General features: G+C 49.0%; 15 protein-coding genes and 2 pseudogenes. 13 read left to right on the top strand and 4 right to left on the bottom strand.

Annotated features, from left to right (window positions below; genetic code table 11):
* Positions 1 to 580: 580 nt before the first annotated feature.
* From NWAT_RS17625 to NWAT_RS16320, 5 genes and pseudogenes are all read left to right on the top strand, one after another.
* Positions 581 to 979, top strand: a pseudogene (locus tag NWAT_RS17625) (IS630 transposase-related protein); the annotation flags it as partial.
* Positions 979 to 1,200 carry a transposase gene (locus NWAT_RS17620; protein ID WP_332309881.1) on the top strand — a complete coding sequence of 74 codons (222 nt, stop codon included), beginning with the start codon at positions 979 to 981 and terminating at the stop codon, positions 1,198 to 1,200. The pseudogene NWAT_RS17625 and the gene NWAT_RS17620, both read left to right, overlap by 1 nt.
* 108 nt (positions 1,201 to 1,308) lie before the next feature.
* On the top strand, positions 1,309 to 2,088 hold the full coding sequence (locus NWAT_RS12680) for an acetoin reductase (protein ID WP_013221446.1): 780 nt from the start codon (positions 1,309 to 1,311) through the stop codon (positions 2,086 to 2,088).
* Positions 2,089 to 2,163: 75 nt separating this feature from the next.
* Positions 2,164 to 2,736: an NADPH-dependent FMN reductase gene (locus NWAT_RS12675; RefSeq protein WP_013221445.1), complete on the top strand. Its 573-nt coding sequence runs from the start codon at positions 2,164 to 2,166 to the stop codon at positions 2,734 to 2,736.
* A 51-nt stretch (positions 2,737 to 2,787) separates the two neighbouring features.
* Positions 2,788 to 2,934: a VOC family protein gene (locus tag NWAT_RS16320; RefSeq protein ID WP_198342158.1), complete on the top strand. Its 147-nt coding sequence runs from the start codon at positions 2,788 to 2,790 to the stop codon at positions 2,932 to 2,934.
* Positions 2,935 to 2,937: 3 nt separating this feature from the next.
* On the opposite strand, the gene NWAT_RS16315 is transcribed toward NWAT_RS16320, so the two are convergent.
* A complete protein-coding gene (locus NWAT_RS16315) occupies positions 2,938 to 3,366 on the bottom strand; it encodes a transposase (protein WP_232420132.1) in 429 nt (142 codons plus the stop codon).
* Between the two features lie 106 nt (positions 3,367 to 3,472).
* Positions 3,473 to 3,694 (bottom strand): annotated as a pseudogene (locus NWAT_RS17120) (IS630 transposase-related protein); the annotation flags it as partial.
* Positions 3,695 to 3,839: 145 nt separating this feature from the next.
* On the opposite strand from NWAT_RS17120, the gene NWAT_RS12660 reads away from it, so the two are divergent.
* The 4 genes from NWAT_RS12660 (at position 3,840) to gcvT (ending at position 6,565) form a co-directional block, all read left to right on the top strand.
* Positions 3,840 to 4,100 (top strand): DUF3192 domain-containing protein, encoded by a 261-nt coding sequence (locus NWAT_RS12660; RefSeq protein WP_041350748.1) that lies wholly within the window; start codon positions 3,840 to 3,842, stop codon positions 4,098 to 4,100.
* Between the two features lie 91 nt (positions 4,101 to 4,191).
* A complete protein-coding gene (locus NWAT_RS12655; protein WP_013221443.1) occupies positions 4,192 to 4,797 on the top strand; it encodes a PIN domain-containing protein in 606 nt (201 codons plus the stop codon).
* A 314-nt stretch (positions 4,798 to 5,111) separates the two neighbouring features.
* Positions 5,112 to 5,300, top strand: coding sequence for a sigma factor-like helix-turn-helix DNA-binding protein (locus tag NWAT_RS17825; RefSeq protein WP_013221441.1), 189 nt, complete (start codon positions 5,112 to 5,114; stop codon positions 5,298 to 5,300).
* A 149-nt stretch (positions 5,301 to 5,449) separates the two neighbouring features.
* Positions 5,450 to 6,565 (top strand): glycine cleavage system aminomethyltransferase GcvT, encoded by a 1,116-nt coding sequence (gene gcvT, locus NWAT_RS12645; protein WP_013221440.1) that lies wholly within the window; start codon positions 5,450 to 5,452, stop codon positions 6,563 to 6,565.
* On the opposite strand, the gene argH is transcribed toward gcvT, so the two are convergent.
* Entirely contained in the window at positions 6,540 to 7,967 is a 1,428-nt protein-coding gene (argH, locus tag NWAT_RS12640; protein ID WP_013221439.1) for an argininosuccinate lyase, read from the bottom strand. The two genes, gcvT and argH, sit on opposite strands and share 26 nt — an antisense overlap.
* A gap of 253 nt (positions 7,968 to 8,220) precedes the next feature.
* On the opposite strand from argH, the gene hemC reads away from it, so the two are divergent.
* The 4 genes from hemC to NWAT_RS12615 are packed head-to-tail and all read left to right on the top strand — an operon-like array spanning position 8,221 to position 12,929.
* Positions 8,221 to 9,153, top strand: coding sequence for a hydroxymethylbilane synthase (hemC, locus tag NWAT_RS12630; protein WP_198342157.1), 933 nt, complete (start codon positions 8,221 to 8,223; stop codon positions 9,151 to 9,153).
* The gene (locus tag NWAT_RS12625; RefSeq protein WP_013221437.1) at positions 9,146 to 9,943 is read left to right on the top strand and encodes a uroporphyrinogen-III synthase; all 798 of its coding nucleotides are present in this window, start codon (positions 9,146 to 9,148) and stop codon (positions 9,941 to 9,943) included. The genes hemC and NWAT_RS12625 overlap by 8 nt, the downstream gene beginning before the upstream one ends.
* The gene (locus NWAT_RS12620) at positions 9,940 to 11,640 is read left to right on the top strand and encodes a uroporphyrinogen-III C-methyltransferase (protein WP_013221436.1); all 1,701 of its coding nucleotides are present in this window, start codon (positions 9,940 to 9,942) and stop codon (positions 11,638 to 11,640) included. The genes NWAT_RS12625 and NWAT_RS12620 overlap by 4 nt, the downstream gene beginning before the upstream one ends.
* Positions 11,637 to 12,929 (top strand): heme biosynthesis protein HemY, encoded by a 1,293-nt coding sequence (locus tag NWAT_RS12615; RefSeq protein WP_013221435.1) that lies wholly within the window; start codon positions 11,637 to 11,639, stop codon positions 12,927 to 12,929. The genes NWAT_RS12620 and NWAT_RS12615 overlap by 4 nt, the downstream gene beginning before the upstream one ends.
* 199 nt (positions 12,930 to 13,128) lie before the next feature.
* Here the strand turns inward: NWAT_RS12615 and minE are convergent, their stop codons facing one another.
* A complete protein-coding gene (minE, locus tag NWAT_RS12610; RefSeq protein ID WP_013221434.1) occupies positions 13,129 to 13,419 on the bottom strand; it encodes a cell division topological specificity factor MinE in 291 nt (96 codons plus the stop codon).

Raw genomic sequence — 13,419 nt, 5'->3', positions numbered from 1 at the left:
TTATATATCTCAGAATAATTAAATTGCCAGAAGCTTACCAGTATGGGCACCGACTCCAGCTATTTCCCTATTAAGTCAGTTACCCAGAGCGCATAAATTTATAAAGCAAAATCTGGCAACCTCCCATCGCAAACCAGAAATTTTATAGCGCCTCTAGAAATTGGCGGGGCCAATGCAGCAGCAATATTTGTCTTAGAGGTAATACCAATAGATGGTTAAATTTTGCTGGTAAAAAGACGAAGCTACTAGAGGCAGTCTGCCGTTTTAAGAATGCGATTGATGATTTCCAATCAATAGGTCAGTTTGTTGATCAAATGACTATAAAGTAATGTTTGAAGATAAGGCTAGGTTTGGGTCTTTGTTATTCTGAATCATGGGAAAGAGAAATTTATGCATAAAGTTGTGTTTGTTCTCATATTGCTATTTATTTTGATTATTGGGTGCACTATTATAGTAGTTCTCCTTAATAAGATTACATGCTATGTTTACGGATGACGTATTCAATAGACCTCAGAGAAGCCGTAATCTCGTTTGTAAATAATGGCGGCAGCGGGACAGAGGCGGCGCATATTTTTGTGTTGCACGTTCTACCCTTTACAGGAGGCTTGGCATGGATAATCGGCAGCCCAAGGTGCATGGTTTTAGGCGTGGTAAGATCGATAAAATAGTTCTCAAGGCACATGCTCAGGAATGCCCTGGTCTGTATCTTCATGAACGGGCTGCTATCTTTGATGTTCACACCAGCTCAATGGGGCGGATGTTGAAAAAGCTGGGGATCGTAAAAAAAAAAGAACGCCAGTATAAAGAGCGTTGCATGATGAAAAGGCAAGAGTTTTGTGAGAAACTCAAAGCCGAGCATCGAATGTTTGGATTCAAGAACCTGATTTACGTTGATGAGACTGGCTTTGATACCCCTACACACAGGCCATCTGGCTGGACGGTGAAGGGCTGTAAAACCTTTGACGAAATCAAGAGCTGATGCTGTTTCAAGGATCGTGCAATGCACAGCTTTTTGAAATGTGGGTTGAACAATGCCTGATGAAAGAGCTGCATGAACCCACCATCGTGGTCATGGACAATGCGTCATTTCACAACCATAAACGCGTTCAAGATATTCTGGCCAAGAACTATCACTATGTGATCTCGCTACCGCCATACTCACCCGATTTAAATCCCATCGAAAAACATTCGGGGCCATGAAACGAAGGCAAGATATGCCGCAAGAGACAACAACCGATCAACTCATATTGTCCTATTTATTAATGCGAACTACTATAGTATCGTTAGTGAAAGTAAAAGGAGATTGACATGGGCATTAACGGAAAAGTCGCCCTAATCACAGGCGCAGGACAGGGCATCGGACGGGCGATTGCATTACGTCTGGCCAACGACGGCGCGGACATCGCCATCGTAGATCTTAACGAAGAGAAAATGGGAGCCGTCGCCGACGAAGTGCGGGCGGTGGGTCGCAAGGCCACCACATTCAAAGCCGACGTATCAAAGCGGGATGAGGTTTACGCCGCCGTTGACCACGCCGAAAAGGAACTCGGCGGTTTCGACATCATCGTCAACAATGCGGGCATCGCTACTATCCAATCCATCGCCGAAGTCACGCCCGAAGAAGTCGATAAAATCTTCAAGGTCAATATTGAAGGCGTTCTGTGGGGCATTCAGGCCGCAGGCGCGAAGTTCAAGGAGCGCGAGCAGAAAGGTAAAATCATCAGCGCGTCTTCCATCGCGGGTCACGAAGGCATTCCTCTGCTGAGCGTCTATTCAGCGACTAAGTTCGCCGTCCGTGCCTTGACGCAGGCGGCGGCCAAAGAGTTTGCGAGCGATGGAATCACAGTCAATGCTTACTGTCCTGGTGTTGTCGGCACCGATATGTGGGTCGAAATTGACCGGCGCATGGCCGAAATCACGGGAGCCAAAATCGGCGATACCTACGAAAAATTCGTCGGCGACATCGCTCTTGGGCGGGCGCAGACACCCGAAGACGTGGCATCTTTCGTTTCCTATCTAGCGGGGCCGGATTCGGATTACATGACCGGACAAGCTCCCCTGATTGACGGTGGCCTTGTTTATCGTTGAGCTTGGATGCCGCGTTCTCCAAAGCGAGAACGTTCGTCGAACCTAAAATGAAAACTTTTTAACGAGAAAATTAACATGATTAAAATTGCAGTTATTATTGGTAGCACCCGTCCGGAGCGTGTGGGCGAATCCGTCGCGCGCTGGGTTTATGACATCGCCGAGCAGCGTAGCGATGCCGAGTTCGAGCTGGTTGATCTCAAAGAGCTCGACCTGCCGCTGCTCGATGAGCCAGCGCCACCTTCGATGGGGCAGTACTCCCAGCCGCACACTAAAGCGTGGGCGGCCAAAGTCGCGTCCTTCGATGCCTATGTTTTCGTGACGCCCGAATACAATCACGGTACACCGGGTGCACTCAAAAACGCGCTTGATTTTGTCTATGCCGAGTGGAACAACAAAGCAGCAGGTTTCGTGAGTTACGGCAGCGCCGGGGGTGCGCGAGCAGTGGAACAACTCAGGCTGGTAGCAAGCGAATTGCAAATGGCTCACGTCCGCAATCAAGTGATGTTCTCGCTTTTCACCGACTTCCAAAACATGAGCGAGTTCACGCCGCACGAGCGCCATCAAAAATCGGTTGATGATATGCTGGATCAACTCATTGCTTGGGGCTGTGCGTTGAAAACCCTCCGTGAAAACGCAAAGGCTAAGTGATGATTTCTCATAATTCCGACTAACTAAAGTCCCGGCCCGATTGACACTGGGATGAAAATTGGTCACGCGCATTTAAAGGTCGTCACTTTGCAACGCGCGCTGGATTTCTACTGCGGAGTACTTGGCTTAGAGTTGACTCAACGTTTCGGATCACAAGCAGCATTTGTTTCGGCGGGCGGCTATAGACATTTGCGTTAAGAATTAAGAGAATATAAGCTGATTGATTGTCGTGCCTATTGGCATAGACTGTCTTCTTCGTTTCATGCTTCCGAATGTTTTTTCGATGGAATTTAAATCGGGTGAATATGGTGGTAGCGAGATCACATAGTGATAGTTCTTGGCCAGAATATCTTGAACGCGTTTATGGTTGTGAAATGACGCATTGTCCATGACCACGATGGTGGGTTCATGCAGCTCTTTCATCAGGCATTGTTCAACCCACATTTCAAAAAGCTGTGCATTGCACGATCCTTGAAACAGCATCGGTGCCAGCCATTCTTTTTTGCGTCCTGGTACCATTGTGACGCTGCGCCATGATGAGGTTGGTACGGTGTTTACGTTTACCGGAACAAAGACCGAGGATCTTCTGCCCTTTTCGCACCCATTCCGCATCACGGTAACAAGGGGCATCAAAGCCTGTCTCATCCATGTCAATCAAGTTTTTAAAGCCCATCATGCGATGTTCGGCGCTGAGCTTTTCGCAGAACGCCTGCCTTTTTATAGTACAGCGCTCGCTCTATACCCGCGCTCTTTTTTTTACGATGCGCATCGCCTTTAAAGCGCGGCTCATGGAACTTGTATCAACACTAAAAATATCAGCACGTTCATGCAAAAACATATCAGGATAAACACAAACATGCTTCTTTAGAGCAGATTTATTGATCTTACCACGCCTAAAACCATGCACCTTGGGCTGCGGATTATCCATGCCAAGCCTCCTGTAAAGGGTAGAACGTGCAACACAAAAATATGCGCCGCCTCTGTCCCGCTGCCGCCATTATTTACAAACGAGATTACGGCTTCTCTCATATCCAACGAATAAGTCATTTCACAACATAACGCGTCCTATTATTAATACAAATCACTATACCAAGGAAATAGAGGTGTCTCGTAACCGAGATCGGCTTAATGGACTCCATACTGGGATGGCGCAAGAGGAAGTGTTGCAGCACATGGGAAAACCATGGAGAACAGATTCTTTTCTGGAGAACGAACAAACTTATCTCGTACTTTACTATGTTACGCAGCGAATTCCTGATGGAACAACTACTGATGAGGAAATGACGCCCGTTATGATCAGGGAGGGTATTCTTGTTGGGTGGGGAAGGCAGTTTTTCTCCGATTTAAGGGTTGAAGTGAAATAATTAGAAGGCAAGTTTTCCGCATTTCAGTAGGCGCTAAAGTCATTTTACCCGTGGCCGATAAAGGAATCAGGGTGAGCAAAAAGGATGGCCCGTGAAGAATAATTATATATTAATTGATTATGAGAATGTTCAGCCAAAGAGTTTGTCTGTTCTCAAGGACCATCCATGTAGAGTACTGGTTTTCATAGGCGCTAATCAAACCAAGGTGCCATTTGATTTTGCCTTATCGCTACAATCCTTAGGTGGCAATGCCGAGTACGTAAAAATTGCTGGAAATGGTTCCAATGCCCTGGATTTTCATATTGCATTCTATGTGGGACAATTAGCGGAGCGGGACCCGAAGGGCTACTTTCACATCATCTCGAAAGATACCGGCTTCGATCCTCTTATCCGGCATTTGAAAGAAAAAAAGATATACGCTCAACGAGAAAAGGCGATATCCGAGATACCTTTTCTAGGTGTTTCAAACGCTACTTCATCCGAAGAGAAAATAACTGCTATTGTAAAAAGCCTTTCCTCGCGTGGTCATTCCCGGCCCCGCAAGGTTAAAACTTTAGCAAATACGATCAACGCATTGTTCATGAAAAAGCTTGCAGAAGCTGAATTAATGGGTTTGGTTGAACAATTACGCCAGCAAAAATATATTGTGATAGAGGCTGAAAACGTTAGCTATAAACCACCTATTAGTCATCCTTAATAAAGCCATGAGACGATTGCCTCTACTGTTAATTAACTTACAAAACCCTAGTCATTAAGGGGTGTGTGTTCATAATTTATAACCGCAAGAACCAAAATGGGCGCTTCTATTCTTTTAAGTTCCTTCATATAACAAGTATGGCTGTTAATATTTGTTTTTGGTAGCGGAAAAGCCTTTCTTGTTAAATCCTGGCCAGCATAGATCATCTCATCCCTATAGGGTTTAGTCTTGTAGTTTGTTTGTTTTTATTCTTATGGTAGGGTTGGATTCATGGTTCGGCCTTTACGTATTGAATTTCCCTGACACCTTTTATTATGTGGCTTTCTGCGGCCCGCAGCAAAATCCCTAAAGTTCTTTCCAAAAGGCACTGTGATCAAGGTGAGGCCATTGCGCGGGCCTATGCTGGTGGTGGGTACACTATGAAGGAAATAGGCGCTCGCTTTGATCTTCGTTATTCCCGTGTCAGCCAAATTATTAGGGCCGCGGGGGAAACTAAGAGATAAAGAACCAATGATGAGTACTTCTTTTATTCGCGATTCAGGCGGTAAAATCTAAAATAGAAATTTAATCGTGCAAGGGCGGGAACCATCGAAATCTTCCATGGGTTCTATGGTTTACGCCCTTATTTAATATCCTTGAGGAGGAGTGTGTCATGGGAAAACATACGGCGATATTCGATCTGCACCGCTCGGCGGGAGCCCGGTTAGTGGACTTTGCCGGTTGGGATATGCCTTTGCATTACGGTTCCCAAGTGGCGGAGCATCAGGCAGTGCGCCAGGGGGTGGGGATATTTGATGTTTCCCATATGACTGTGGTGGATCTTAAGGGCGAGAAGGTGCGTCCTTTTTTGCGCCAGTTGCTCGCTAACAACGTGGATCGGCTGAGCGATCCTGGAACGGCGTTGTATAGCTGTATGCTTAATGAGCAGGGTGGGGTTATTGATGACCTCATTGTTTACCTGATGGCGGAGCAAGAATTTCGTTTGATCTCTAATGCGGGAACCCGGGATAAGGTTTTGTCCTGGGTTGAATCTCACGCCGCTCCCTTTAAGGTTCAAGTGGAAGAGCGTCCTGAGTTAGCGATGATTGCCGTTCAAGGACCTAAAGCCCGCGCCCAGGTCCACGGCCAGTTATCCGAATCTTTAAAGGAAAAAGTTGCCAACCTTAAGCGCTTTCAGGCTACCTGGGAGGAGGGGCTTTTTGTTGCCCGTACCGGCTATACGGGGGAGGATGGTTATGAATTATTGTTATCAGGCCCACAAGCCCAGGACTGGTGGCGGCGCTTGCAGGCAGGCGGGGCGAAGCCCTGTGGCCTTGGAGCGCGGGATACGTTAAGGCTAGAAGCGGGTATGTGTCTGTATGGGGCAGATATGGATGAGGCCACAACTCCCCTGGAAGCAGGTCTTGGATGGACGGTCGCCTGGAAACCCCCGGAGCGGGATTTTATAGGTCGTGCGGTTTTAGAAGCCCAACAAGCCGCGGGTTGCCCCCATCAGCAAGTGGGCTTGCTGCTCCAGGGCAAGGGGCTCATGCGCAATGGGCAGGCCATCACCACTAACTTGGGGGAAGGCGTAGTGACCAGCGGTGGGTTTTCTCCCACTTTGGAGCGATCCATTGCCCTCGCCCGCGTGCCAGTGGGCGCTGATAGCTCCTGTGAAGTCCAGATCCGGGGGCGGGCGGTGCCGGCTGCCATGGTTAAACCGCCCTTCGTTCGCAATGGCCGGGCCTGTGTTCCAGCAGATCTCATGGAGTCCATCGAGGCAAGTTAGGCGCCAGGGGGCTTAGTTTCTTTCGCCCTCGTTGGATGGCCGCGCGCACCTGGGCGGGGGCGGTACCCCCTAAGTGATTTCTTGCCGCCACTGAGCCTTCTAGAGTTAGGACATCGAAGACATCTTCCTCTATAACAGGAGAAAAGCTTTGGAGGGTAGCCAGCTTGAGCGCGGCCAGATCTTTATTTTGTTCGATAGCAAGGGCCACGGCTTTGCCCACGATTTCGTGGGCATCCCGGAATGAAACGCCTTTGCGTACCAGATAGTCAGCAAGATCCGTTGCGGTCGCATAGCCTTTAGTTGCTGCTTCCCGCATTTTATCGGGATTGGTTGTGATTGCCGGGATCATAGCCGCAAAGGCCCGCAGGCATCCCAAGAGAGTATCCACGGTGTCAAAGAGCGGTTCCTTGTCTTCCTGGTTATCCTTGTTATAAGCCAGCGGTTGGCCTTTCATCAGGGTGAGAAGGCCCACTAAATGACCGTTGACCCGCCCTGTTTTTCCCCGTACCAATTCTGGTACATCCGGATTTTTTTTCTGGGGCATAATGGAAGAGCCCGTGCAGAATCGATCAGGCAAAGTGATAAAGTCAAATTGGGCCGAGGACCAGAGCACCAATTCCTCGGCAAAGCGGGACAAGTGGGTCATGAGAAGGGCGCCAGCGGCGGTAAATTCAATGGCGAAATCCCGATCAGAGACGGCGTCCAGTGAGTTTTCCGCTATGCCATCAAAGCCTAGCAGCTCGGCTGTATAGGCTTGATCGATGGGGAAGGTGGTTCCCGCTAGCGCTGCTGCTCCCAAGGGCAGGATATTAACCCGCTGGCGGCAGTTAATGAGGCGCTCGGTATCTCTGATTAGCATCTCAAACCAGGCCATTAAATGATGGCCAAAAGTGACCGGTTGCGCCGTTTGTAGGTGAGTAAACCCTGGCATGATGGTGGCTGCTTCCCGCTCGGCTATCGCTAGCAATCCTTCTTGCAAGCGCTGTAGCTGGGCGGTGATAAGATCAATGGCATCTCGTAGATAGAGTCGGATATCGGTGGCGATCTGATCATTGCGGGAGCGGCCGGTATGGAGCTTTTTTCCGACGGGGCCAATCCTCTCAGTAAGGGCGGCTTCAATGTTCATATGCACATCTTCAAGGGCCACAGACCAGGAAAACTGCCCTCGGCTGATATCTTGGGCAATAGTTTCTAGGCCCTGGATGATGGCCTCGCATTCTTCGCTGGAAAGTACGCCTACCTTGGCTAGCATACGAGCGTGGGCGATGGAGCCGTGGATATCTTGCCGGTAAAGCCGGTGGTCAAAGCCGATAGAAGCAGTAAACTCTTCGACAAAGGTATCGGTAGGTTCGTGGAAACGGCCGGACCAGGGTTTGCCATGAGTGATGTTGTTATGACTCATATAAAGAGACATTCTCCGGATGCTGAAAGTGGAAAAGTTTTTATTATCAAGGTATCTTGCACTAATTTTACGCTAAATATCTGTGGAAAAGCTGCCATAGCCGGTCAGGTTAATAAAATATTTGCCTTGATTTTAGCTCGGATCAATGCCCCGCTCGGCGAAGTATTTACTCAAGTTTTGCAATTCCAGCACCGGTTTCATTTCTTCTTTAACCAGCTTTAATTTATCAAATCAATGTAAAATGGTATTTATTATGAGTGCAAAGACCTGTCTTCGCATTGCCACCCGTAAGAGTCTTCTCGCTTTGTGGCAAGCTGAATATGTTGCTAATACCTTGCGTCATCACTATCCTGATTTGAGTGTAGAGCTGGTTCGCATGAGTACCCAAGGCGATAAGATTCTGGATACGCCCCTGGCCAAGATAGGTGGCAAAGGGCTATTCATTAAGGAGCTAGAACAGGGCCTCTTTAGTGGGGAGGCTGATATTGCCGTTCACTCCATGAAAGATGTGCCGGTAGATTTGCCTGAAAATCTCCATATAGCGGTTATTTGCCAGCGCGGCGACCCACGAGATGCTTTTGTCTCCAATCATTGGCAGGATTTAGATAGTTTGCCGGAGGGTGCGCGGCTGGGAACTTCAAGTTTGCGCCGGCAAAGCCAAGTGCGGGAACGTCGCCCTGACTTTCAGGTTTTGGATCTGCGCGGTAATGTGAATACCCGCCTAGCCAAATTAGATAATAACGAATTTGATGGTATTATTTTGGCCACTGCGGGCTTAAAACGTTTAGAGTTAACCCACCGAATAAGGGAATCGCTAGCTCCCGAAGTCAGCCTTCCTGCTATTGGTCAAGGGGCTATCGGCATTGAATGCCGAAAAGGGGATACCGCTACCGAGGAACTTATTAAAGTGCTCGAACATCCCCCAACGCGGATTACCCTTCAGGCGGAGCGAGCATTAAACGCACGGCTTGCCGGTGGCTGCCAGGTGCCTATTGCTGGCTATGCTGAGCTAGAAGATGAACGACTGAGGCTGCGTGCCCTGGTGGGGCAGCCCGATGGCGGCCGGGTTATTCGAGGAGAAACATGGGGAATGCCTGGGGATGCAGAGAGTTTAGGCGCATCGTTGGGTGAGGATTTGCTTCGACGGGGGGCAGATAAGATCCTGGCAGAGGTTTACAGTGGCTGAAAGCGGGATCATCTCCCAGCAGCGGCTTGCGGGTCGACGGGTGTTGGTTACCCGACCGGCAGAGCAGGCCGAAAAATTATCTCTAGCGATTGAACTTGAAGGCGGGCAAGCCGTACGTTTTCCGACGGTAGAAATCGGCGATTCGGAAGTACCTGCCGTAGTAGAGGAAATTATTGGCCGTTTGGATGATTTTCACTGGGCTGTGTTCGTCAGCGCTAATGCGGTGCAGCGCGGAGTACCTTGGGTGCTTTGTCGCCGCGAGATGCCTGCAAATCTCAAAATCGCGGTAGTAGGGCGAGCCACGGCGCAAGCGTTAGAAGACTTTGGGCTGCCTCCTCATCTTTGCCCTAGTTCCGGCTATAACAGCGAGGCGTTGTTGGCCATGGATGAATTGCAAGCTATGAAGGGGCAGCAGGTCGTCCTTTTTCGGGCTAGTGGAGGAAGGGAATTGCTAGCAAAGACGTTGGCCAAGCGTGGAGCTCAAGTCGAATATGCTGAAGTATACCGCCGCTGTCTTCCTTCCCCTTCCGTGGCCGCTAATCTTCGGCAAGCCCTGACCAATGTTCCGGTAGACGTGGTGATCACCACCAGTAAAGCTATTTTGGAAAATCTCTGCCACCTTGCCGGGGAGACTCTGCTAAAAGAACTTCGTAGAATCCCGCTGGTGGTCATCGGTTCCCGGCAAGCCCAGCAAGCAAGAGAGCTTGGATTTACCCAGATATGGGTGGCGCAGGAGCCTAGCGATGCCGCTCTCGTCCAGACCATTATTGAACATGAGGATAAATTATGAGCGATAAAAAAGAGAACTTGCCGGGAAGGAAAGAAAAGAAAGCCAGATTATCGGAAAAAGCAGATTTTAAGAGGGCTAGTGGGGAGGTTGACTCCAAAGCTCCGGGACTGGAAAAGCCAGAGTCCAAGGCTTCTATTGCTGCACCCAGAGTAGAAGCAACGGAGCAAGCTTCCAAGGAGAGCAGTGCTTCTTCTTCGAAATCTGAAAGTAATAAATCAGCTTTTAAAACGCCAACAGGAACTCCTCCTCTAGAGCGTTCCTCGGGAAAATCTTCCGAAGATGCTGCCTTACCAGGAACAAAGGCAGCCAGGTTAACTTCGAAAGCCCCGGAGCCAGAAAATCCGAAGGCTGAGGCAAGAACAGCAGCTTCAGAATCGACTCCAAAAGAGAAAAGCGTCTCTTTTTCGGAGAATCCCCAAGCAGCCGGAGACGCGGCTAAGCCGCCCAAAAAGGAAGAACCTCCTGCAGGAGATAGCCCGAAAGCGCGTCCTATTCGTCGTACTCATCCCTACCAAGTAGAGAAGGCAAGCGATGGATCGGGTCGAGGTAAAAGTTTGGCAGGGTTTGTGATACTGGCCATTGCTCTAATTTTAGTAGCACTAGGTAGCCTTTATTATACGCACTTCTTGGTTGAGAAAGAGCGTCAAGCGCGGGAGTCTTTGTCCGAGCAATTGGCTGAGCGGTTAGAGACCCAGTCTCCCCAGATGGATGCCCGCATAGCCGCGCAAGTAGATGAGCAACTTGCCGGAAGAGTCGCCTCTGAGATGGATGAACGGCTTGCTGGACAAGAAGAATCGCTTCAGCAGGAAGTTACTAACCTAAAGAAAGAAATTGCGGAGAATAAAGGCGAGCTCAAGAAGTTTCAGCAGGGAATGGGGACCTTAGAGTCTACTCTGAGTCTTCTTCGTTCCGAAGTAGAAAGGGGTCCGCAGCCGGGGAATTGGGATATCGCCGAAGCGGCTTATCTCATGCGCATTGCCAATGAACGCTTGCAATTGGGACAAAATGTAAGCGTAGCCCTGGTTGCTTTGCAAACGGCTGATAGGATCCTTCGCGATATGGCTAATCCTGCGTTCACGCCGGTACGTGCTAAATTAGCGGAAGAAATTAATTCTCTAAAAGCAGTTCCCGAGCCCGATATTGATGGTATGGCCCTCTCTCTCACTAATATTATTGAGCGAGTAAAAACATTAGAACTCAAAGAAACGGTTTTGGCAGAGTCAGAAACAGCTTCAAAGACTAAAGAGCAAGCCCCTGAGTCGACTCCGGAACCGGAAGGCAATACTTATATTGCGAAAACCAAGGAATTTTTGCAGGTTATCTGGAACGACCTCAAGGGCATGGTCGTGGTCAAGCACCGACATGAAGCAGAAGGCGGCGGTATCCCTACCTTACTACCGGAAGAGCGTTATTTCCTCTATCAAAATCTGCGGCTTGAATTAGAGACAGCCCGGCTAAATCTTTTACTAAAAAACGAAGCTGCTTTTCGACAAAGCCTTGAGTTAGCGCAAAGTTGGTTGCAGACTTATTTTCAAGGTTCTGAGGCTGAAGTGATAAAGGATACGCTCGCTAAGCTAGAACAGACGACTATAGAATCTTCCTTGCCGGATATTGCTGGATCGTTGAAGACGTTGAGTCAAGTATTAAGGCACATAAAGCCACAAGCCGCCAGAGGCGGTGAAGGAGACGGGACATGAAAGCTGTTATCTTTGGCTTAATTGTTTTGATCCTGGCGGCTGGTCTGGAGCTGCTTACCCACGATGATTCCGGCTATCTCGTTATTGGATACGGTCAATGGATGATAGAAACGACGCTGACATTAGCAGTGATCGTCTTAGGATTGGCCTTTATCGGTGGATATTTAGCACTGCGCTTCATCTCCCATATAGGGAAAACCCCCCGGCGATTGGGAAAAACCCGGCAGCGGCGGCGTAGCTCCCGTGCTAGCAAAATGCTGATTGAAGGTTTAATCGACATAGAAGAAGGCAATTGGGACCGGGCCGAACGGGCTCTGGTTAAGGATATTGCCTATAGTAATACTCCCTTGCTCAATTATATTGCCGCTGCCCGATCTGCCCAAAATCAAGGTGCTTACGAGCGGCGTGATCACTACTTGCGTTTGGCTCGGGAGGCCGTGCCCGCCGCTACTTTTGCCGTTGAGTTGACTCAGGCGGAACTGCAAGTAAACAGTGGGCAGTTTGAGCAGGCATTGGCAATTCTGAACCATCTGCGAACCCTGGACCCTAGGCATTCTCAACCGCTTAGGCTGCTAAAATCCCTTTACTTACAACAAAGAGATTGGAATCAGCTGCTTGGTTTGCTTCCTCAGTTATGCAAGCGGCGTTTGGTGAATAAGGAAGAAGCCCATTCATTAGAGGTTATGGCCCATGTGGAACTTTTGCAGGAAGCAGCTCAAAATGAAAGCGATGCCGCTTTAATCGATAGGTGGAAGGCGGTGCCCAACCGTTTCCGGAAACATCCAAAAATCGTGGCGGCCTATGTTTATGCGCTCATTGATCGGAATGAACAAGATTTAGCGGAGCAACTCCTCCAGGATACCCTGAAAGGGAACTGGAGCGATGAGTTGATCTATCTTTATGGATTGGTTCAGTCCTCAGATCTGGTGGCGCAGCTAGCGCGGGCGGAGGCCTGGCTTTCTCAGCAGGGAAATAATCCTTGGTTGCTGCTAACTTTGGGAAGACTAGCCCAACATAATGGTTTATGGGGCAAGGCTCGGCAATACTTGGAAACCAGTATTGCTTATGCACCAAGGTCAGAGGCTTACCGTGAACTTGGGAAAGTACTCGAGGAGATAGGCGATTCGGAGGCGGCGCTTGAGTGCTATAGTAAAGGGTTGTCCATGGCTACCAGTGGTGCGGTGGAGGAAAGCACTAAATTTAGCTTACCAGAAAAGGCAAATGCCCGGGAGATTTCCCTATCAGACGCTGATTCTTCCGCGCCACAATTGACGGGACCTGCTTCCTAGAGATCCAGGAGACTTTTTAAATGTTAGAGCATTTTAGCCGTGGTTACCTCTATAAGAAGGGTTGGTAGGGCCGTGGCAAGATCTCGCTCCTGGAGTTACTAGCCTCAAGAGCGAAATCTATGATGTTGCTTCACCGCTAACTAAATAATATAGCTGCCATTGAGCCCTTCAAAAAGCGGCTCTTCCCCTAGTTGAAGAATTATTGCTTAGAAGAATGACGGGCTTCGGGCAACAGAGGGGAGGCATCGGGCAGTTGAATATTCAAGGCAAGCACATCCATATCGCCTTCTTGCTCCATCTGAATTTTGACCTGGTCTTCATCAATTTCTATATATTTGCGAATAACTTCAATGATATCCCCCCGCAACCTGGGGAGGTAAGAGGGGCCAGAGCGATCTATTCGCTCATGAGCAATCACGATCTGCAATCGTTCTTTGGCAGTGCGAGCTGAATTTCCCCTTGTTGCTCTGAAGTAATTGAACCAACTCAT

Source organism: Nitrosococcus watsonii C-113 (assembly GCF_000143085.1).
Classification (GTDB): Bacteria; Pseudomonadota; Gammaproteobacteria; order Nitrosococcales; family Nitrosococcaceae; genus Nitrosococcus; species Nitrosococcus watsonii.
This window is presented reverse-complemented; position numbering and strand designations above follow the sequence as displayed.

Coding starts and splice junctions, on each gene's coding strand:
- NWAT_RS17825 (WP_013221441.1), top strand. CDS start 5,112: ATGTGGCTTTCTGCGGCCCGCAGCAAAATCCCTAAAGTTCTTTCCAAA.
- NWAT_RS12675 (WP_013221445.1), top strand. CDS start 2,164: ATGATTAAAATTGCAGTTATTATTGGTAGCACCCGTCCGGAGCGTGTG.
- NWAT_RS12615 (WP_013221435.1), top strand. CDS start 11,637: ATGAAAGCTGTTATCTTTGGCTTAATTGTTTTGATCCTGGCGGCTGGT.
- minE (WP_013221434.1), bottom strand. CDS start 13,419: ATGAGTTGGTTCAATTACTTCAGAGCAACAAGGGGAAATTCAGCTCGC.
- hemC (WP_198342157.1), top strand. CDS start 8,221: ATGAGTGCAAAGACCTGTCTTCGCATTGCCACCCGTAAGAGTCTTCTC.
- NWAT_RS17620 (WP_332309881.1), top strand. CDS start 979: ATGCTGTTTCAAGGATCGTGCAATGCACAGCTTTTTGAAATGTGGGTT.
- gcvT (WP_013221440.1), top strand. CDS start 5,450: ATGGGAAAACATACGGCGATATTCGATCTGCACCGCTCGGCGGGAGCC.
- NWAT_RS16315 (WP_232420132.1), bottom strand. CDS start 3,366: ATGCCCCTTGTTACCGTGATGCGGAATGGGTGCGAAAAGGGCAGAAGA.
- NWAT_RS12680 (WP_013221446.1), top strand. CDS start 1,309: ATGGGCATTAACGGAAAAGTCGCCCTAATCACAGGCGCAGGACAGGGC.
- NWAT_RS12620 (WP_013221436.1), top strand. CDS start 9,940: ATGAGCGATAAAAAAGAGAACTTGCCGGGAAGGAAAGAAAAGAAAGCC.
- argH (WP_013221439.1), bottom strand. CDS start 7,967: ATGAGTCATAACAACATCACTCATGGCAAACCCTGGTCCGGCCGTTTC.
- NWAT_RS16320 (WP_198342158.1), top strand. CDS start 2,788: ATGAAAATTGGTCACGCGCATTTAAAGGTCGTCACTTTGCAACGCGCG.